The 19,687-nt window shown below is 71.1% G+C and carries 14 protein-coding genes; 5 read left to right on the top strand and 9 right to left on the bottom strand.

Annotated elements, in window-relative coordinates; genetic code table 11:
- Nucleotides 1–6 precede the first annotated feature (6 nt).
- The gene (locus AC2XR2_RS31750; RefSeq protein WP_491516909.1) at nucleotides 7–864 is read left to right on the top strand and encodes an SAM-dependent methyltransferase; all 858 of its coding nucleotides are present in this window, start codon (nucleotides 7–9) and stop codon (nucleotides 862–864) included.
- Nucleotides 865–954: 90 nt separating this feature from the next.
- Here AC2XR2_RS31750 and ffh read toward each other — a convergent pair whose 3' ends face one another.
- The 5 genes from ffh to nsdA all read right to left on the bottom strand — a co-directional run bounded on the left by ffh (nucleotide 955) and on the right by nsdA (nucleotide 8,569).
- Nucleotides 955–2,508, bottom strand: coding sequence for a signal recognition particle protein (ffh, locus tag AC2XR2_RS31745; protein ID WP_381298644.1), 1,554 nt, complete (start codon nucleotides 2,506–2,508; stop codon nucleotides 955–957).
- Between the two features lie 84 nt (nucleotides 2,509–2,592).
- Nucleotides 2,593–5,046, bottom strand: a complete 2,454-nt coding sequence (locus tag AC2XR2_RS31740; protein WP_491516908.1) for a [protein-PII] uridylyltransferase — start codon at nucleotides 5,044–5,046, stop codon at nucleotides 2,593–2,595.
- Between the two features lie 26 nt (nucleotides 5,047–5,072).
- A complete protein-coding gene (locus AC2XR2_RS31735; protein WP_055725071.1) occupies nucleotides 5,073–5,411 on the bottom strand; it encodes a P-II family nitrogen regulator in 339 nt (112 codons plus the stop codon).
- Entirely contained in the window at nucleotides 5,408–6,739 is a 1,332-nt protein-coding gene (locus AC2XR2_RS31730; protein ID WP_449353146.1) for an ammonium transporter, read from the bottom strand. The genes AC2XR2_RS31735 and AC2XR2_RS31730 overlap by 4 nt, the downstream gene beginning before the upstream one ends.
- Nucleotides 6,740–7,063: 324 nt before the next feature.
- Entirely contained in the window at nucleotides 7,064–8,569 is a 1,506-nt protein-coding gene (gene nsdA, locus AC2XR2_RS31725) for a transcriptional repressor NsdA (RefSeq protein WP_449353147.1), read from the bottom strand.
- A 434-nt stretch (nucleotides 8,570–9,003) separates the two neighbouring features.
- Here nsdA and AC2XR2_RS31720 point away from each other — a divergent pair, with 434 nt between their 5' ends.
- The gene (locus AC2XR2_RS31720; RefSeq protein WP_381298651.1) at nucleotides 9,004–9,660 is read left to right on the top strand and encodes a bifunctional DNA primase/polymerase; all 657 of its coding nucleotides are present in this window, start codon (nucleotides 9,004–9,006) and stop codon (nucleotides 9,658–9,660) included.
- A 67-nt stretch (nucleotides 9,661–9,727) separates the two neighbouring features.
- Here AC2XR2_RS31720 and ftsY read toward each other — a convergent pair whose 3' ends face one another.
- Nucleotides 9,728–10,924 carry a signal recognition particle-docking protein FtsY gene (gene ftsY / locus AC2XR2_RS31715; protein WP_449353149.1) on the bottom strand — a complete coding sequence of 399 codons (1,197 nt, stop codon included), beginning with the start codon at nucleotides 10,922–10,924 and terminating at the stop codon, nucleotides 9,728–9,730.
- Nucleotides 10,925–11,029: 105 nt separating this feature from the next.
- On the opposite strand from ftsY, the gene AC2XR2_RS31710 reads away from it, so the two are divergent.
- From AC2XR2_RS31710 to AC2XR2_RS31700, 3 genes are read left to right on the top strand one after another with little or no spacing between them, the layout of a single operon-like run.
- Nucleotides 11,030–12,445 (top strand): cytosine permease, encoded by a 1,416-nt coding sequence (locus AC2XR2_RS31710; protein WP_491516907.1) that lies wholly within the window; start codon nucleotides 11,030–11,032, stop codon nucleotides 12,443–12,445.
- A 53-nt stretch (nucleotides 12,446–12,498) separates the two neighbouring features.
- Complete coding sequence (locus AC2XR2_RS31705) at nucleotides 12,499–13,470, top strand: LLM class flavin-dependent oxidoreductase (protein ID WP_449353151.1); 972 nt, start codon at nucleotides 12,499–12,501, stop codon at nucleotides 13,468–13,470.
- Between the two features lie 44 nt (nucleotides 13,471–13,514).
- Nucleotides 13,515–13,685, top strand: coding sequence for a hypothetical protein (locus AC2XR2_RS31700; RefSeq protein ID WP_381298659.1), 171 nt, complete (start codon nucleotides 13,515–13,517; stop codon nucleotides 13,683–13,685).
- A gap of 116 nt (nucleotides 13,686–13,801) precedes the next feature.
- Here AC2XR2_RS31700 and AC2XR2_RS31695 read toward each other — a convergent pair whose 3' ends face one another.
- The 3 genes from AC2XR2_RS31695 to AC2XR2_RS31685 all read right to left on the bottom strand — a co-directional run bounded on the left by AC2XR2_RS31695 (nucleotide 13,802) and on the right by AC2XR2_RS31685 (nucleotide 19,412).
- Entirely contained in the window at nucleotides 13,802–15,220 is a 1,419-nt protein-coding gene (locus AC2XR2_RS31695; protein WP_381298661.1) for a sugar porter family MFS transporter, read from the bottom strand.
- Nucleotides 15,221–15,401: 181 nt separating this feature from the next.
- Nucleotides 15,402–18,986 (bottom strand): chromosome segregation protein SMC, encoded by a 3,585-nt coding sequence (gene smc, locus AC2XR2_RS31690; protein ID WP_381298663.1) that lies wholly within the window; start codon nucleotides 18,984–18,986, stop codon nucleotides 15,402–15,404.
- A 222-nt stretch (nucleotides 18,987–19,208) separates the two neighbouring features.
- Complete coding sequence (locus AC2XR2_RS31685; RefSeq protein ID WP_016432419.1) at nucleotides 19,209–19,412, bottom strand: hypothetical protein; 204 nt, start codon at nucleotides 19,410–19,412, stop codon at nucleotides 19,209–19,211.
- Nucleotides 19,413–19,687 lie beyond the last annotated feature (275 nt).

Here is a 19,687-nt window from a genome sequence, read left to right as displayed (position 1 = left end):
TTATCCATGACACCTACGCTCGTGCGGCAGCACCCGCCTTCGACGGGAGCCACCTCCCGTGCGGACCTCGGTGCACGCGCGCGTGACTGGTCGGAGATCCAGGAGCGGATGCTGGTTCCGCTGTACGAGGCCGTCTACGAGCGACTGGAAGTGGGCCCCGCGACGCGGCTGTTGGGCCTCGGCTGCGGCAGCGGACTCGCCCTGCTGATGGCCGCCTCCAGAGGCGCCGTGGTCACCGGTGTCGAACCCGCCTCCCCCGAGCGGCTGGCCCTCGCGCGGGAGCGGCTGCTGCCGGAGACACCGGGCACGCGCACGCGGTACCGCACCCGGCTCGCCGAGGGGACGCCCGAGGACGTCGCCGACGCCGGGACTCCGCCGTACACCGTGGTGACCGCCTTCGAGCCGATCGGCTGCCTCGCGGGCGACTCGGAGGGACTCGCGGACCTGCTCGCCGCGGCGACCCCGCTCGCCGCGCGGGGGACGCCCGTGGTGCTGGTCGGCTGGGGTCCGCCGGAGCGGTGTGCCACGTCGTCCGTGCTGCGGGTGGCCACCAGGCTGGCGGATCCGCTGCGCGGCGCGGGCAGTTGGCGCCCGGCCCTGCGCGACGACCTGGAGGAGGTCGCCCAGCGGGCGGGGCTCAGGCCCGACGGCTCGGGCCGGGTGGCCTGCCCCTTCGGGTACGCCGACCTCGACAGCGCCCTCAAGGGCCTGCTGTCGACCGGGCTGTTCGACGCGGCCATCGAGAAGACCGACCAGGCCCAAGTGGACAAGGAGGTGACGGAGGCACTCCATCCGCATCAACGCCGGGACGGCACGGTGTGGATGCCGAACGTGTTCCGCTACCTGATCGCACGCACGCCTTAGCCGTCGGTCTCCCCGCCGGGGCACGGGCCCGTACGGCGCCGGGGGCGCCCCCCGTCAAGGGGCGCCCCCGGCGCCGTACGCGATGATCCGTCAGCCCATGAACTTCTTGAACTCGTCCGGCAGCTCGAAGTCCTGCGGGGCCTGCTGGCCCGGGACGCCGAAGGCGCTGCCGCCCTGGGCGCCCGCGGCCTTGCGGGCCGCCTCCTCCGCCTCCTGCTGCTTGCGCTTCATCGGGTTCCCGGAGCGCTGCTTGCCCTTGGCCTTCTTCGGCTGCTTCTTGGCGCGGCCGGGGCCGCCGCCCATGCCCGGGATCCCTGGCATGCCCGGCATCCCGCCGCCCTGGGCCATGCGGGACATCATCTTGCGGGCCTCGAAGAACCGCTCGACGAGGTTCTTGACCGCGCTGACCTCGACACCGGAGCCCTTGGCGATACGGGCGCGGCGCGAGCCGTTGATGATGGTCGGCTCCTGGCGCTCGGCCGGGGTCATCGACTTGATGATCGCGGCCGTGCGGTCGACGTCCCGCTCGTCCAGGTTGTTGATCTGGTCCTTGATCTGGCCCATGCCCGGGAGCATGCCGAGCAGCTTGGAGATGCTGCCCATCTTGCGGACCTGCTCCATCTGGGCCAGGAAGTCGTCCAGGGTGAAGTCCTGGCCCTTCTTGGACGCCAGCTTGGAGGCCATCTTCTCGGCCTCTTCCTGACTGAACGTCTTCTCCGCCTGCTCGATCAGGGTGAGCAGGTCACCCATGTCGAGGATGCGGGAGGCCATCCGGTCGGGGTGGAAGGCGTCGAAGTCCTCCAGCTTCTCGCCGTTGGAGGCGAACATGATCGGCTTGCCGGTGATCTGCCGGATCGACAGGGCCGCGCCGCCGCGGGCGTCGCCGTCGAGCTTGGAGAGCACCACGCCGTCGAAGCCGACGCCGTCGCGGAAGGCCTCGGCGGTGTTGACCGCGTCCTGACCGATCATCGCGTCGACGACGAAGAGGATCTCGTCGGGGCTGACGGCGTCGCGGATGTCCGCGGCCTGCTGCATCAGCTCGGCGTCGATACCGAGACGGCCGGCGGTGTCCACGATCACGATGTCGTGGACCTTCGCCTTGGCGTGCTCGATGGAGTCCTTGGCGACCTTGACCGGGTCACCGACGCCGTTGCCCGGCTCGGGGGCGTAGACCGCGACACCGGCGCGCTCGGCGACGACGCTGAGCTGGTTGACGGCGTTGGGGCGCTGGAGGTCGGCGGCGACGAGCAGCGGCGAGTGGCCCTGTTCCTTGAGCCAGCGGCCGAGCTTGCCCGCGAGGGTGGTCTTACCGGCACCCTGGAGACCCGCCAGCATGATCACGGTGGGCGGGTTCTTGGCGAACCGGAGGCGCCGGGTCTCGCCGCCGAGGATCGTGACGAGTTCCTCGTTGACGATCTTCAGGACCTGCTGGGCGGGGTTGAGCGCCCGGGAGACGTCGGCGCCGAGGGCACGCTCCTTGACGTTCTTGATGAACGTCCGGACGACGGGCAGGGCCACGTCCGCCTCGAGGAGCGCGATCCGGATCTCGCGCGCGGTGGCGTCGATGTCCGCCTCGGAGAGCCGTCCCTTGCCGCGCAGGTTCTTGAAAGTCGCTGAGAGGCGATCGGAAAGAGTATCGAACACGGCGCTCGCGGTCCTCGGGGTCGGTGGCAGCTGGGAATCGCCCTCCAGGGTATCCCGGCGACATGGCTCGCCGGGATCCCCCGGTCAGCCCCGCAGGGTCTCCTCCAGCTTCCGGGCCACGGAGGCCGCCTCACCGGCCGCGAGCGGCACGCCCTTGGCGTCGGTCACGTAGAAGGCGTCCACCGCGTTGGCGCCCAGCGTCGACACGTGCGCGCTGCGCATCCGCACCCCGGCGTCCTCCAGCGCCCGGCCGATCCGGAACAGCAGTCCGGGGGCGTCCTGGGCGCGGACCTCGATGACCGTGGCGTGCCGGGAGGCGGCCGAGGCGACCGCCACGCGCGCGGGGGGCGCGACGACACCCCGGCGCCGCGGATACGCGGCGTCCCGCTCGGCGAGCCGCCCGGCGATGTCCAGGGAGCCGTCCAGGGCCCGTACGAGATCGGCGCGCAGCCGGGCCGCCTGCGGCAGCGAGCCGTACTGGGCGGCGACCCGCCAGTTCAGCAGGAGCACCGAGCCCTCGACGCCGTCGGGCAGGTCCAGGGTGCTGAGTTCGGCGGTGCGCACGGTGAGGCGGTGCACGGCCAGCACCCCGGCGACCGCGGGCAGCACGCCCGGCTGGTCCGGTACGGCGATCACGAGCTCCACACCGAGCGGTTCGGGGTCCCCGGCCGGCTGCTCCTCCGAGTGGACCGGCGGTTCGGTCTGGGCGCGCAGCGACAGCACCGGCCCGCCGGTCGCGACGGCCTCGATGGCGAGCCGCTCCTGCTCGGCGGTGGGCGCGGCGGCCTCGGGCTCCTCGGGGGCGTCCCCGGCGAGTACCGCGGCCACCCGCTTGACCAGGTCGGCGACGAGCGAGCCCCGCCAGGACGACCAGGCGGCCGGTCCGGTGGCCAGCGCGTCCGCCTCGGTCAGGGCGTGCAGCAGCTCCAGCGTGCCCTGCGACCCGACCGCCTCGGCGACCGACCGCACGGTGGCCGGGTCCTCCAGGTCGCGCCGGGTGGCGGTGTCCACGAGCAGCAGGTGGTGCCGTACGAGGGTCGCGAGTACGGCGACGTCGTCGCGGTCGAAGCCGATGCGCGCGGCGACGTCCTTGGCGATGATCTCGCCGGCCACCGAGTGGTCGCCGGGCCAGCCCTTGCCGATGTCGTGCAGCAGCGCGGCGACCAGCAGCAGGTCGGGGCGGTGGACGCGGCGGGTGAACTCGGAGGCGCGCACGGCCGTCTCGATGAGGTGCCGGTCGACGGTCCAGATGTGCACGGCGTTGCGCTGGGGGCGGCAGCGCACCCGCTCCCAGTCGGGCAGCATGCGGGTGATCAGGCCCTCGGCCTCCAGCGCCTCCCAGACGTCGATGGTGGACTGTCCCGAGCCGAGCAGGGTCACGAGCTGCTCGCGTGCCTCGGCGGGCCACGGGGTGGGCAGGGGGCGGACACCCGCCGCCATGCGCCGTACGGCGTGCAGGGAGAGCGGGAGTCCGGCCTGGGCGGCGGCGGCCGCGGCCCGCAGCGGGAGCACGGCGTCGCGGTCGGGGCGCGCGGCCCGGGCGAGCACCACCTCGCCGTCCTGCTCCACCACGCCTTCCGCGAGCGGTGAGCGCTCGGCGACCGGTTTGCCGCCCCCGAGCATGGCCCGCAGCCGCGGCCGTACGGCACGCGACCTGAGCACGCGTCCCACCTCGCGCCAGGTGACGTCACTGGCGTAGGAGATGACCCGCGCGGCCTCGTAGACCTGGCGCAGCAGGGTGTCGGCGTCCAGGAGACCGAGTTCGGCGGCGACCTGGTCCTGTTCCTGGAGCGCGAGCCGGTCGGTGGCGCGGCCGGTGGTCAGGTGCAGGGCGTCCCGGACGTCGAGCAGCCGGCGCCGGGCGTCGTCGAGGCCCTCGCGCGGGGCGTCGGCCAGCCAGGAGGCGGCGACGGCGCGCAGGGCGGTCGCGTCCCGGAGGCCGCCGCGGGCCTCCTTGAGGTCGGGTTCGAGCAGGTACTGGAGTTCGCCCTGGCGCTCGGCGCGCTCGGCGCACAGCTCCTGGAGTTCGGGGAGGCGCTTGGGCGCCTGGTTGCGCCAGTCGGCGAGGACGGCCGTCCGCAGTCCCGCCGTCAGACCCAGGTCGCCGGCGATGTGGCGGGCGTCCAGGAGGCCGAGCTGGACCTTGAGGTCCTCCGCGGCCGTCTTGCGGGCCTCGGCGGGGGTGCGCACGGAGTGGTCGAGGGCGAGGCCCAGGTCCCACACCGGGTACCAGATGCGGTCGGCCAGGGCGGCGACCGCGCCCGGGTCGCTGCCGTCGTGCAGCAGGACCAGGTCCAGGTCGCTGCGGGGCGACAGTTCGCCGCGGCCGTAGCCGCCGACGGCGATCAGGGAGACCCCGCGCGGCTGCTCGGAGCCCGCGGCGAAGAGTCCCGAGAGCCAGTCGTCGGTCAGTTCGGCGAGGGCGGAACGGCGCGGCGGCCCGGACCGCGCCCCCTCCTGGAGGAGGCGCAGCCGGGCCGCCGCATAGCCGCTGGGTCCCGAGTCCTCTACGTCCTTGTGCACGTCCGTGCTCGTCACCCAGCAGCTCCTGTTCTGTTCTTCGGTCAGAGCGCGTCCGGGCCGCGCTCGCCCGTCCGGACCCGTACGGCCGTGTCGACCGGCAGGGACCAGACCTTGCCGTCACCGATCTTGCCGGTGCGGGCCGCCTTGACGATGACGTCGATCAACTGCTCGGCGTCGTCGTCCTCGGCGAGGACCTCGATGCGGATCTTCGGGACCAGGTCGACGGTGTACTCGGCACCGCGGTAGACCTCGGTGTGGCCCCGCTGACGACCGTAGCCGCTCGCCTCGGTGACCGTCAGGCCGTGGACCCCGAAGGCCTGGAGGGCTTCCTTGATCTCGTCGAGCCGGTGGGGCTTGACGACGGCGGTGATGAGCTTCATGCGTCCACCTTCTTGCCCGCGTCGGCGGCCGGGGCCGTGACGGAGGTCCGGGCGGCGCCGCCACCGGCACCGCTGAAGTCGTATGCGGTCTCGGCGTGCTCGGCCTGGTCGATGCCCGAGACCTCCTCGTCCTCACTGACCCGCATGCCGATCGTCTTGTCGAGCAGGAAGGCGAGGATCGCGGAGGCGATCAGGGAGTAGGCGAGGACCGCGAAGACACCGGCGCACTGCTTCCAGAACTGGTCCAGGCCGCCGCCGTAGAAGAGGCCCTCGACGTCGGACTGGCCCTTGCCGCTGGCGAAGAAGCCGATCAGCAGGGAGCCGATGACACCGCCGACCATGTGGACGCCGACGACGTCCAGCGAGTCGTCGTAGCCGAACTTGTACTTCAGGCCGACCGCCATGGCGCACAGGACACCGGCGATGACGCCGACGCAGATCGCGCCGATCGGGGTGACCGCACCACCGGAGGGGGTGATGGCGACCAGACCGGCGACCGCGCCGGAGGCGGCGCCCAGCGTGGTGAACGCGCCGTGGCGGATCTTCTCGTAGAGGAGCCAGCCGAGCATGGCGGCCGCGGTGGCGATCTGGGTGTTGACGAACATCAGCGAGCCGACGCCGTCGTCGTTGCCCAGCCACGAGCCGGCGTTGAAGCCGAACCAGCCGAACCACAGCAGGCCCGCGCCGAGCATGACCAGAGGGAGGCTGTGCGGGCGCATCGGGTCCTTCTTGAAGCCGACGCGCTTGCCGATGACCAGGATCACACCGAGTGCCGCGGCACCCGCGTTGATGTGGACCGCGGTACCACCGGCGAAGTCGATCACACCGAGCTCGAAGGCCCAGCCGCCGGTGCCCCAGACCCAGTGCGCGACCGGGAAGTAGACGACCGTCGCCCACAGCAGGACGAACAGCGACCAGGCGGAGAACTTCACGCGGTCGGCGAGCGCACCGCTTATCAGGGCGGGGGTGATGATGGCGAACATCATCTGGAAGACCGCGAAGGCGAGGACCGGGATCGTGTACCCGGACCAGATGTCGCCCTTGTCGATGCCGGTCCAGCCGAAGAAGTCGTTCTCCCAGCCGATGAGCGAGCCGTGGTCCGTACCGAACGCCATGGAGAAGCCGTAGACCACCCACAGGATGGTGACGATCCCCATGCTGATGAAGCTCATCATCAGCATGTTGAGGGTGCTCTTGACGCGGACCATGCCTCCGTAGAAGAAGGCGAGGCCCGGGGTCATGACCAGCACCAGGGCAGAACAGATCAGCATGAAGCCTGTGTTGGCCACGGACAGCTTGTCCGCGGCGAGCGTGATGGCTGGTGCCATCGGCGTCTCCTCGTCGTAGGTACGGCCCCGTGCGGGCGAAGCCAGAGCGGATTGAGGGGTGGGCCGGTTATGCGCCATGAGATTGACGCAGCGCGGTTTCGGTGGAAGCCCCTCGTTGTTTCGCCGCCGTGACGAAGACGCCTGGTGTGTTACGCGTCGATGAACTGGCAGATTCCGGCCACGTCGATCGTTATCGTGGCGCAACCTTCGTAGAAGGAAAAAAACCGGCCACGGTCGGCCTTCCGATGACCTGGCATGGGGGAGCCGAGTCGGGCAGTTCGGGAGGGCCGGCCGCGGCCGGGGTTCCGGGGATCCGCGGGGTTCTCAGACGGCTTCTGCGGTCTCGGGCAGTTCGAGTGCGAGCTTCTCCGTGAGGTCCACGACCTCGGCGAGATCACCGAAATCGCGTACGGCCGTGTCGACCGTCTTTCGAATACGAGTGTTGACGCGCTCGGAGCGGACCTTCTTGGCGATGTGCATGGCCTGTTCCACCAGTACGGTGCTCTGCTCGGGCTCGCGGCGCAGCAGGTGCACGGTGGCCATGCCGACGAGGTTGAGTGCGTACGACCGCTGGTGCTCGACGTCGTCGGAGAAGAGCTCCACGGCCCGCTGCATGAGGGGCTCGGCCAGCGAGGCGTAGGTCGGACTGCGGCCTGCGACGTAGGCGAGGTCGCGGTAGGAGTGGGAGTTCTCGCCGTACAGCTCGGCCTCGGAGAAGAAGCGGATCCAGTCGGGGTCCGGCTCGTCCCAGTCGTCGGCGTCGGCGAAGGTGTCCTCGGCCATCCGGACCGCCCGCTTGCACTTGCCGGGCTGGCCCATGTTGGCGTAGGCGCGGGCCTCCATCGCATACAGCATCGACTGGGTGCGCGGGCTCGCGCAGTCCCGGCTGCCGTACTGCGCGAGGTGGATCAGCTCCAGGGCGTCCTCGGGCCGCCCGAGGTGGATCATCTGGCGGCTCATGCTGGACAGGACGTAGGAGCCGAGCGGTTTGTCACCGGCCTCCTTGGCCGCGTGCAGGGCGAGGACGAAGTACTTCTGGGCGGTGGGCTGGAGCCCGACGTCGTACGACATCCAGCCGGCCAGCTCGGCCAGCTCGGCGGCGACCTTGAACAGCTTGCGGGTGGTCGCCTCGGGCTGGGGCTCCTGGAGGAGGTCGGTCACCTCGTGCAGCTGGCCGACGACGGCCTTGCGGCGCAGTCCGCCGCCGCACTGGGCGTCCCACTGCCGGAACATCACGGTCGTGGACTCGAGGAGGTCGAGCTCGGGGCGGGAGAGCCGGCCGGCCCGGCGGGCGGAGGCCGGGTCGGGTTCGCGGTGCGGGGTGCCGGCGGCGCCCGGGACGAGCCAGCGCTGCATGGGCTCGATGAGGGACGGGCCCGCGGACAGGGCCAGCGAGGTCCCGAGGAAGCCGCGCCGCGCCAGCATGAGGTCGCTGCGCGAGAACTCGCTGAGCAGGGCCACGGTCTGCGGGCCCGTCCAGGGCAGGTCGACCCCGGTGGCGGACGGTGACTGGCGGGCGGCGCGCAGTCCGAGGTCCTCGACGGAGACGACGCATCCGAACCGCTCGGAGAACAGCTCGGACAGGATCCTGGGGATGGGTTCGCGGGGGTTCTCGCCGTCCAGCCAGCGGCGCACCCGCGAGGTGTCGGTGGAGATGTGGTTGGCGCCCAACTGGCGGGCCCTGCGGTTGACCTGGCGGGCGAGCTCGCCCTTCGACCAGCCGCTGCGCACGAACCAGGAGGTGAGCAGCTCGTTGGGGCGCTTGTCGGCCGAGGAGGAGTTCTGCGCGGCGCTCCCGGTGCCCGTCCCGCTTCCGCTGTTGCCGCCCACTGGAACGCCCCCATCCCTGAGTCCACTTGTCGCCGAGTGCGCCAAGCGTTATCAGAATGCCGGTAAATACAGCCGTTCGTCCGGCGGTTGTCAGCCTTCGAACGGGGAACCGACTTGCCTCCGGCATACCCACAAGTGCATGTGCCCCCAGGACTCGTGCACTCAAAGTAATCCTACGATCACCCGTCCAGCCATGGCGATCCCGGAAACGCCACCATTCGCCACCCCTTCGAATGAACTCACGCTCGCCTCCACACGATTCACTTGACATAGACCGTGCGGGGGTGGGCGGAGCGGTGCACGCAGGGGCGCGCATGACCCGGCGCACCACCCGGGGCACTTCCGGGCGCCGCCATCGCCCGGAAGAGGAAACGGAGAGTGACTGGCCGCGTCCGTCTCGTAACCACCGGCGCGGTGAACCCGTTGGAGGGGGCATGGGCTTCACGATCGGCGGCATTCGGGAGATTCGTTCCGGTACGCGCAGGCGCGGCCGCTCCTCGGAGTGCACCGCCGTCGCCGAGTTCACCGGACTCTGGGGCTGGGACGTCGTCCCGGGCGCGCGGGCCGCGGCCGGTGCCTGCTCCTGCGGACGCCCGGACTGTCGCCAACCAGGCGCCCACCCGCTCGACTTCGCGCCCCAGGTCCCGGCCGGCGCCACGCTCGACGACGTGTCCAAGGCATGGGCCGAGTTCCCCGGCGCCTCCGTGATGCTGCCGGTCGGGCGCGCCTTCGACGTCATCGAGGTCGCCGAGCCCGCCGGCCGCCGCGCCCTGGTCCGCCTGGAGCGCATGGGCCTGCCCCTGGGCCCGGTGACGGCGACCCCCGACGGCCGCGCCCAGTTCTTCGTCGCCCCCGGCGCCGCGGCCGACCTGACCGAGCTCCTCTACCGCATGGGCTGGGACGACGCGACCTCCCTGGACCTGCGCGGCCTGGGCCCCGGCACCTACCTCACGGCTCCCCCGTCGGACCGCGGCGGCCTGGGCCCGGTCCAGTGGCTGCGGCCACCGTCACTGGACACGGCGACGAAGCCACCGGCGGCCCGCCTCCTGCTCGGCACCCTGGCCTACGTGGCGCACCGGTCGCGCGCATAGCCGTCCACAGCGAAGGGCCCACCCCATCTGCACCATGGGGTGGGCGCTTCTTCGCCTGCAGAGGCTGTCACTCGCCGATCAGCGCGTCCACGAACGCCTCCGGCTCGAACGGCGCCAGATCGTCCGCGCCCTCGCCCAGCCCGATCAGCTTGACCGGCACACCCAGTTCGCGCTGGACCGCGACCACGATGCCGCCCTTGGCGGTGCCGTCCAGCTTGGTCAGGACGATGCCGGTGATGTCGACGACCTCGGCGAAGACCCGGGCCTGCACCAGGCCGTTCTGTCCGGTGGTGGCGTCGAGGACCAGCAGGACCTCGTCGAGCGGCGCGTGCTTCTCCACGACCCGCTTGACCTTGCCGAGCTCGTCCATGAGCCCGGTCTTGGTGTGCAGACGGCCCGCGGTGTCGATGAGGACCACGTCGACCCCCATCTCCTTGCCCTCCTTCACCGCGTCGAAGGCGACGGAGGCAGGGTCGCCCGCCTCGGGCCCGCGCACGGTGTGGGCGCCCACCCGCTCGCCCCAGGTCTGGAGCTGGTCGGCGGCGGCGGCACGGAAGGTGTCGGCGGCACCGAGGACGACGGTCCGCCCGTCGGCCACGAGCACACGCGCGAGCTTGCCGGTGGTGGTGGTCTTGCCGGTGCCGTTCACGCCGACGACCATCACGATGCCCGGCTTGCGGTCGTCCGGCTCGGTGCGGACCGTGCGGTCGACCTCGGTGCCGACCAGCTTGAGCAGCTCCTCGCGGAGCAGTCCGCGCAGCTCGTCGGGGGTGCGGGTGCCGAGCACCTTGACCCGCTCGCGCAGCCCGTCGACCAGCTCCTGGGTGGGGGCGACACCGACGTCGGCGGTGAGGAGGGTGTCCTCGATCTCCTCCCAGGTGTCGTCGTCGAGGTGCTCACGCGACAGGAGCGTGAGCAGCCCCTTGCCGAGCGCGTTCTGCGAGCGGGAGAGCCGGGCCCGCAGCCGGACCAGGCGGCCCGCGGTGGGTTCCGGGATCTCGATCCCGGCCGCCGCCGGGAGCTCTTCGGTGACGGGCGGCGCGGAGCCGTCCGGGAGATCCACCTCCTCAATGGTCCGGCGCGCTTCGTCGCGCGGCGTCTCGGCCTCGTCGCCGACGTGCGGCTCGGCCGGAGGGGCGGTGATGTCGGGCGCGGCGGGGGGCGGCGGGGGCAGCGGCTTCTTGCGCCGGCTGCCGACGACGAGCCCGCCGAGCACACCGAGCACGACCACGGCGATGACTACAGCAAGGATGACGGTTTCCATAACCCGTCCAGTATCCATCCCTGTCTCCCGGGGGAGGGGCAGCGGCCGCACCGGGGACACCGACCGATCTGCGCCCCATTTCGCCCGCATATAGGGTGATTCATCATGAGTGCCCTCGAAACGCACGGCCTGGAGCCGGTTCCCGACCACGAGCGCACCGCGAGGACCCGCGAGCTGTTCCCCACCTGGGTCGCCGCCAACATGAGCGTCCTCCTCCTGACCGTGGGCGCGAGCCTGGCCGTGACGTACGGCCTCAACTTCTGGCAGGCCCTGACCGTCGGAGTCACGGCGCCGGTGGTGTCGTACGGCCTGGTCGGGCTGATCGGTGTCGCGGGCAGGCGCGGGGGCGCACCCGGGATGGCCCTGTCCCGCGCGGTCTTCGGTCAGCGCGGGAACCTGCTGCCCGGGGCGCTGATCTGGGTCGCCCGCTGGGGCTGGGAGACGATCAACGCGGTGACGGGCGCGTACGCCCTGCTCACCGTCCTGGACATTCTCTTCGGTGTCCACGGCGGTACCGCGCTGATCGTCGTGACGCTGCTGCTCTTCGTGGCCGCGAGCTTCGCGATCTCGGGTCTGGGCATCCGGGCCGTGCGCAGGTGCACGACCTGGGCGACCTGGCTGTTCGGGGCCTTCTCCGTCCTGGTGCTGGCCCGTCTGGTCGTCGAGACGGACTGGGGCCGGGTCTTCGGACGGGGCGCGGGACCGGCGTCGGCGATGATCACGGGCATCGGGCTGGTCGCCGCGGGCGGGATCAGCTGGGTTCCGACCTCCCCCGACTTCACCCGCTATCTGCCGGGCACGGCGTCGGCGGCGGCGATCGTACGCAACACGGTGTGCGGTGCCGGGGTCGTCGTGCTGCCGATGGTGCTCATGGGCACGGTCATGGCGTCGGCGACCCCGGACCTGGCCGCCGCCCGGGACCCGGTCTCCTTCCTCGGCGAGCTCCTCCCGCTCTGGCTCGCCGTCCCCTATCTCCTGACCGCCCTGGTCGGCACGCTGCTGATCAACTCGATGTCGATGTACTCCGCGGGCTTCACCGCGCAGACCCTCGGCTTCCGGGTCCCGCGCCCCTGGGCGGTCTCGCTCAACGCGCTGATCTCCCTGGTCCTCGGTGGCATCCTCATGCTGGCCGCGCGGAGCTTCATGGGCACCTTCGTCGCCTTCCTCTCCCTGCTCGCGGTGGCCTTCTCCGCCTGGGCCGGCGTCTTCGGCGCGGACATGCTCCGCCGCAAGGAGTACGACGGCGAGGCCCTGCTCGACACGACCCGCACCGGCGCCTACTGGTACCGGCACGGCTTCTGCCCGGCCGCGGTCACCGCATGGGCGGCCGGCCTCGGCACGGGCCTCCTCTTCACCACCTGTGACTGGTTCACCGGCCCGCTCGCCTCGAACAACCCGGTCGGCGCGTACGGCCTCGGCTGGACGGTGACGATCGTGACCTCGGGACTGCTCTACGCGGTGCTGCCGAAGCCCGCGGTCGCCGAACCCGTCTCCGACCGACCCACGGCCATGGCCTTCTGACGCACCGTCAGCTACCGTCCCCCGCACCAACCGCCCGGTGAAGGGGGACCCCCATGCCCGTCACGGTCGTCCGTTTCAACCTCGTCGAGCCCGGCGCCACGCCCGCCTCCCTCAGCGCCCGCTACCGGGCCGCCCTGGACATGGCCGCGTACGCCGACGAGCACGGGATCACCACCGTGCAGACCGAGGAGCACCACGGCGTCGACAACAACTGGCTGCCCTCTCCGTTCGCCTTCGCGGGCGCGGTGTTCGGGGCGACGAAGAGGATCGCGGTCACCGTCTCGGCCGTCATCGGCCCGCTCCACGACCCGCTGCGCCTCGCCGAGGAGATCGCCGTACTGGACCTGCTGAGCGGCGGCCGGCTGGTGACGGTGGCCGGCATCGGCTACCGCCCCGAGGAGTACGCCCTGTTCGACGTGGAGTGGCGGCGCCGGGGCCGGATCCAGGACGAGCTCCTGGAGACCCTGCTCAAGGCCTGGACCGGCGAGGAGTTCGAGTACCGCGGCCGTACGGTACGGGTCACCCCGCGCCCCCTGACGGACCCGCACCCCCTCCTCCTGGTCGGCGGTTCCTCCAAGGCCGCGGCCCGGCGAGCCGCCCGCCTCGGCCTGCCCTTCTTCCCCAGCGCGCATCTGCCGGAGCTGGAGGCGTACTACAAGGAGCGGCTCGTCGAGTACGGCACCGAGGGCTGGACCATGATGCCGACCGCGGAGACACCGCTGCTGCACATCGCGGAGGACCCGGACCGCACCTGGGCGACCTATGGCGACCACTTCCTCCACGAGGCCCGCACGTACGCCTCCTGGCAGTCCGGCGACATCCGCTCGGCGGTCCGGTCGGCGGCCACCTCGGTGGACGAACTGCGCGCGGAGGGCGTGTACCGGATCCTCACCCCCGAGCAGTGCGTGGAGCAGGACCTCGACAACCTGGTCCTGCATCCGCTGGCGGGCGGGATGCCGGTGGCGGAGGGCTGGCGGAGCCTGCGGCTGTTCGCGGAGCGTGTGCTTCCGGCGCTGGGCGGCTGAGCCGGGCGATATCCATGTGGACCTGTCGATGTTCCACTGAGCCCATGAGTTTGCTGGTGGAGCTGCTGCGCTCCCGTCTCGACGACGTCGCCGAGGGCACGCAGCGGCCGCGGACCCTCGACGAGCACCGGGACAACATCGACACCCGGCTGCGGATCATCGAGGACAGCATCCGCAAGGCAGAGGAGATCGGCGGCGGCGTCCTCATCTGGTGACCCCGTATGACGCCGCCGCCCCCGGTCCAGGCGGTTGCCGGACCGGAAGCGGCGGACGGTTCGGGGAGAGGGGCAGCGGGGTGTTGGCTCCTCCCCCCGGGCTCGTGGGCGGGCCGTCAGCCCATCTCCTCCAGCTTCTTGCCCTTCGTCTCCTTGACGTACTTGAGGACGAACGGGATGGAGAGCGCGGCGAAGACCGTGTAGATCACGTAGGTCGCGGAGAGGTTCCAGTCGGCCAGCGACGGGAAGCTCGCGGTGATGGCCCAGTTGGCGATCCACTGCGCGGAGGCAGCGACGCCCAGCGCGGCGGCACGGATCCGGTTCGGGAACATCTCGCCGAGGAAGACCCAGACGACGACACCCCAGGACAGGGCGAAGAAGAGCACGAACACATGGGCGGCGATCAGCGCGGTCCAGCCCTGCGCGGCCGGCAGCTTGCCGTCGACGAGGTCGAAGGAGAACGCCCAGGCCTCCAGTGCCAGACCGATCACCATGCCGACGGAGCCGATCAGGGCGAGCGGCCGGCGGCCGACGCGGTCCACGAAGATCATCGCGATCACGGTGCCGACGATGTTGATGATCGACGTCGTGAACGAGTAGAAGAACGAGTCCGTCGGGTCGACACCGACCGACTGCCACAGCGTCGAGGAGTAGTAGAACGCGACGTTGATACCGACGAACTGCTGGAAGACCGACAGGCCGATGCCGACCCAGACGATCGGCTTGAAGAAGAAGGAGCCGCCGAGCAGGTCCTTGAAGGTCGACTTGTGCTCGCTCTTCATCGCGTGCTCGATCTCGGCGACGCGGGCGTTCAGGTCGATCTTGTCGCCCTCGACCTCGGCGAGGATCTCGCGGGCGCGCTCGTGCTTGCCGACGGAGATCAGGAAGCGCGGGGACTCGGGGATGGCGAAGGAGAGCAGACCGTAGAGGACGGCCGGGATCACCATGACGCCGAGCATGACCTGCCAGGCCTCGAGACCCATCAGCTTGCCGCGCTGGTCGCCACCGGCCGCGTTCAGCAGGCCCCAGTTGACCAGCTGCGAGATGGCGATGCCGATGACGATCGCGGCCTGCTGAAAGGAACCGAGACGGCCGCGGTAGGCCGGCGGGGCGACCTCGGCGATGTAGGCGGGGCCGATGACGGAGGCCATGCCGATGGCGAAGCCGCCGACGATCCGCCAGAACGCCAGGTCGTACAGCGCGAAGGGCAGCGCCGAGCCGACGGCGCTGACCGTGAAGAGGACCGCCGAGATCTGCATGCAGCGGATCCGGCCGATGCGGTCCGCGATCCGTCCCGCGGTCGCCGCGCCGATGGCACAGCCGATCAGGGCGATGGCGATGACCTGCGCCAGGGCCGCGGAACCGATGTCGTAGCGGCCCCGGATGGCCTCGACGGCGCCGTTGATCACGGAGCTGTCGTAGCCGAAGAGGAAACCGCCCATCGCGGCCGCCGCCGCGATGAAGATGACGTGCCCGAGATGATCGGGATGAGCCGTCCGGGCTCCTGGTTCGGATGCCTGTGCTGTGCTGGTCACGTTTACTCCTCGGGCCACCGGCAACGCTGTCGGTGTGGTCAGCCCCCAGATAGGTGGTACCTGAAGGTAAATCCAAACGTTGCTGACCTTATGCCTTCAAGTCTCAAATTCAAACGCAGGGAAATGTGAGAACTTAGACAGACGTCCGTCACATGCGTTCACTTCTTGAAGTCAGCCGCGGTCAACGCAGCCGCTGGCTGATCACCTTCGACACGCCGTCGCCCTGCATGGAGACGCCGTACAGCGCGTCGGCGACCTCCATGGTCCGCTTCTGGTGCGTGATCACGATGAGCTGCGAGGCTTCCTGGAGCTCCTGCATGATCCGGATCAGCCGCTGGAGGTTGGTGTCGTCGAGCGCGGCCTCGACCTCGTCCATGACGTAGAACGGGCTGGGCCGCGCCTTGAAGATCGACACCAGCAGCGCCACGGCGGTGAGGGACCGCTCGCCACCGGAGAGCAGGCTGAGCCGCTTGACCTTCTTGCCCGGCGGCCGCGCCTCGACGTCCACGCCCGTGGTGAGCATGTTGTCGGGGTCGGTGAGGATCAACCGCCCCTCGCCGCCCGGGAAGAGCCGGCTGAACACACCCTCGAACTCCCGGGCGGTGTCCCGGTAGGCCTCGGTGAAGACCTGCTCGACCCGCTCGTCGACCTCCTTCACCACCTGAAGCAGGTCCGCTCGGGTCTTCTTCAGGTCCTCCAGCTGCTCGCTGAGGAACTTGTGCCGCTCCTCCAGCGCGGAGAACTCCTCCAGGGCGAGCGGATTGACCTTGCCGAGCTGCTGGTAGGCCCGCTCGGCCGCCTTGAGCCGCTTCTCCTGCTCGGCCCGGTGGAACTGTCTGGGCAGGTTGCGCGGATGCTCCGGGTCCTCGGGCAGCTCCTCGCCCTCGGCGGGCGGGGACGGCGGGACGAGCTGGTGGGGGCCGTACTCCTCGACCAGGCCCTCCGGTTCGACGCCCAGCTCCTCCAGCGCCTTGGTCTCCAGCTGCTCGATCCGCATCCGCTTCTCGGCGCCGAGCACCTCGCCCCGGTGCACGGAGTCGGTGAGCTTGTCGAGTTCGGCCTTCAGGTCGCGGCCGGTGGTGCGGGCGGCGGTCAACTCCCGTTCCCTGAGCGCCTTGGCGGCGTCGGCCGCGGTCCGCTCCTCGTCGGCGCGGGCGAGGGACACCTCGACGTGGGCGAGCAGCTGCCGGGCGCCGGAGGCGACGGCCTGCGCGACGGCGGCCTCGTGCCGCAGCCGGGCCCGCCGCTGTTCGGCACGCGCGCGTGCCTCGCGCTCCGCCCGGGCGGCACGGTCCAGGGAGTCGGCCCGTCCCGCGAGCCCCTTGACCCGCTCCTCGTGCGTACGGACCTGGAGGCGGGCCTCCATCTCGGTCTGCCGGGCGTTGGCGCCGTCGGCGGCGAGACGGTCCCGTACCGACGTGTCGGGCTCCTCCTCGACCGGCATCTCCTCGGCGACGGCGAGGCGTTCGGCGAGCTCCTCGACCTCTTCGAGGGCCCTCTCCAGCGACTCCTGCGCGCGGGCGGCCGCGGCCGTGGACCGCTCGGCCTCACCGGCGGCGCCCTTCGCCTGACCCGACAGCCGGCCGAGCTGCTGGGCCACGGCCGACTTCTCGCGGTCCGCTGTACGGCGGCGCTCGCCGAGCTCCTCGACCTGGGCGGCCGCTGCTTTTCGCTGCTCTACGGCGGTGTGCTGGGCCTCGGTGAGTTCCTCGCAGCGGATCGCGAGCTCTTCGAGTTCCGCCGCCGCTTCGTCGACCGAGGCCTGTACTTCGAGGAGGCTCGGAGCACCCGCGGAGCCGCCGTGGGCGAAGTGGGCGCCCAGGAGGTCGCCTTCTTCCGTGACTGCGGTGAGGTGGGGGTTGGCGTAGACGAGGTCTTCGGCGTCTTCCAGGGTGCCGACGACGACGATGCCGTGGAGCAGGCGTCTTACCGCGGGGAGGAGGTCCTGGGGGGCGCGGACCAGATCTGCCGCGTGCTGATGGGTGGCGTCTGCGGGTCCGTCGTGGCTGGTCGCGCAGTTCCCCGCGCCCCCAAAAGCGCTCTCCGGAGCGCCCGCCAAGAGGAGCGACGCCCGTCCGGCGTCCTGCTTGCGCAGCAGGCGGATCGCGTCCGCCGCCGCCGACGGGGACGTCACCGCCAACGCGTCCGCCGCCGCTCCGAAAGCCGCCGCCAACGCCACCTCGTGGCCCGGAGTCACCGTCAGCAGTTCCGCCGCCGGGCCCAGCAGCCCCGTGAGCCGGTCCTTCGCGCCGAGCAGCGCTCCCGTGCCGTCCTTCCTGCGCAACCCCAGCGCCAACGCCTCATGCCTCGCCTGCGTCGCCGCGCGTCTGCGTTCCGCCGCGGTGGCCGCCTCGCGGGCAGCCGTCAGGGCGGCCTCCGCCTCCGCCAGCTGCCGCTTGGCCGCGTCATGCTGCTCGGCGAGTTCCGCGTCGCCCGCGTCCAGGCCGTCGACCTCGGCCTTGAGCGCCTCGTACTCCTCCTGCGCGGCGAACGCCCGCTCCTGGGCCTCGTCCCGCGCCGCGGCCAGGCGGTCGATCTCGGCCTGGGCGGAGGCGGCTCGGGAACGGGCCGCGTTGACCTGGCCGTTGAGCCGGGCGAGGCCCTCCCGGCGGTCGGCGATGGCCCGGGCCACGTCCTTGAGGCGCCGTTCCTCCTGCTGGAGCGCGCGCTCCAGATCGGCGCGGTGCGCGACCGTGTCCTCCAGGGCGCGCTCGGCCGCCTCCAGGGCCGCTTCGAGCTCGGCCTCCTGCTCGCGGATCCGTGCGGCCTCGCGCTCCATGTCCTCGGGGTCACGGCCCCGGCGCTCCTCGGGCGGCGCCGAGGTCGCGCTCTTCACGCGCGCGTCGGCCAGCGAGATCGTGCCGCGCACCCGCTCGGCGAGCTGGGAGAGCTCGTACCAGGTCTGCTGGGCCCGCTGGAGCCGGGGCGTGAGCTGCCGGACCTCGTCCTCCAGGAGCGCCTCGCGCTGGAGCGCCTTCTTCAGCTCCTGCTCGGCGGCCTCCTTGCGCTCCTTGAGCGCGGCCTCGTCCGCGACCTCGGTCCGCAGCGCCTGGCGCAGTCGTACGAGATCGTCGGCGAGCAGCCGGAGGCGGGCGTCGCGCAGGTCCGCCTGGATCACTGCCGCCCGCCGGGCCACCGCCGCCTGTCGTCCCAGCGGCTTCAGCTGGCGGCGCAGTTCGTCCGTGAGGTCCTGCACGCGCGCGAGGTTGGCCTGCATCGCGTCCAGCTTGCGGAGGGCCTTCTCCTTGCGCTTGCGGTGTTTGAGGACGCCCGCGGCCTCCTCGATGAAGGCGCGGCGGCCGGTGGGGTCGGCGTGCAGGACGGAGTCGAGCTGGCCCTGGCCGACGATGACGTGCATCTCGCGGCCGATGCCGGAGTCGGAGAGCAGGTCCTGGATGTCGAGGAGACGGCAGGTGTCGCCGTTGATCTGGTACTCGCTGCCGCCGTTGCGGAACATGATCCGCGTGATGGTGACCTCGGCGTACTCGATGGGCAGGGCGCCGTCGGAGTTGTCGATGGTCAGGGACACCTCGGCACGGCCCAGCGGCGGGCGGCCGGTGGTGCCGGCGAAGATGACGTCCTCCATCTTGCCGCCGCGCAGCGACTTGGCGCCCTGTTCGCCCATCACCCAGCTGAGGGCGTCGACGACATTGGACTTGCCCGAGCCGTTGGGCCCCACGACACACGTGATCCCCGGCTCGAACCGGAGCGTGGTCGCCGAGGCGAACGACTTGAACCCCCGGAGGGTCAGGGCCTTGAGGTGCACGGCGCTGGACTCTACCTTCCGGGGGTGTCTCACTCCATGAACGCGCTGTTGCCCGCGGTTTCACCGTTGAACGTGAAGGGCACACCAAACGTTAAGAGAGTGAAAGGGTGCACGGGGGCAAGAAAGAAGGGACGCCGAAGCGTCCCTTGCAAACTCTGACAACTTAGCGGTTGATACGGGCCGCCCGACCACTGCGTGAGCTGTCGTGGAGCGATACAGCGATCAGGTGAGCGCAGGCTCCGCCTGGTGTGCGTCGATGCTCTCCATGATCCTGTCGTGAGAAGCGGCAGCCGCGAGCGCGTCGTTCTCGGCCTGGATCCGTACGAGCTCGGATTCCAGGTCCTGGACGCGCTGCTGGAGCCGTCGCATCTCGGCGAGGAGTCGAGGGTCCGAGCCGCCGACGTAACCGAGAAGCGCCTTTGCCATGATGGATGGTCCTCCACACTGAGTGACCGACCGAAGCGGTGTGGGTCGTGAGGGATTCGCACCCGCGGTGCTTGACACTTTTGAGTTCGTGGTGCCGTTCAACCATGCCAAACAGCTAAGGTGCGCGGGGTGCTTTCAGCGTCTCACCAAAAAGTTTGACGGTCAACACGATCACGCCCCGTATTGGTGGGCAACCCGCTCCGGCGCGGCCTGGAACGGCGGCGCGACGGCTTCCTCGGGACCCCCGGGGCGTGGCGATCAATCTTAGGTGCGGA

The organism is Streptomyces sp. LS-MS-L19 (genome assembly GCF_058382285.1).
This window is presented reverse-complemented; position numbering and strand designations above follow the sequence as displayed.

Excerpts from the sequence above, each read along its gene's own strand:
- AC2XR2_RS31730 (WP_449353146.1), bottom strand. The coding sequence starts at position 6,739 with ATGGCACCAGCCATCACGCTCGCCGCGGACAAGCTGTCCGTGGCCAAC.
- AC2XR2_RS31720 (WP_381298651.1), top strand. The coding sequence starts at position 9,004 with ATGGGCTTCACGATCGGCGGCATTCGGGAGATTCGTTCCGGTACGCGC.
- AC2XR2_RS31710 (WP_491516907.1), top strand. The coding sequence starts at position 11,030 with ATGAGTGCCCTCGAAACGCACGGCCTGGAGCCGGTTCCCGACCACGAG.
- AC2XR2_RS31705 (WP_449353151.1), top strand. The coding sequence starts at position 12,499 with ATGCCCGTCACGGTCGTCCGTTTCAACCTCGTCGAGCCCGGCGCCACG.
- AC2XR2_RS31735 (WP_055725071.1), bottom strand. The coding sequence starts at position 5,411 with ATGAAGCTCATCACCGCCGTCGTCAAGCCCCACCGGCTCGACGAGATC.
- AC2XR2_RS31750 (WP_491516909.1), top strand. The coding sequence starts at position 7 with ATGACACCTACGCTCGTGCGGCAGCACCCGCCTTCGACGGGAGCCACC.
- AC2XR2_RS31685 (WP_016432419.1), bottom strand. The coding sequence starts at position 19,412 with ATGGCAAAGGCGCTTCTCGGTTACGTCGGCGGCTCGGACCCTCGACTC.
- AC2XR2_RS31700 (WP_381298659.1), top strand. The coding sequence starts at position 13,515 with ATGAGTTTGCTGGTGGAGCTGCTGCGCTCCCGTCTCGACGACGTCGCC.
- ftsY (WP_449353149.1), bottom strand. The coding sequence starts at position 10,924 with ATGGAAACCGTCATCCTTGCTGTAGTCATCGCCGTGGTCGTGCTCGGT.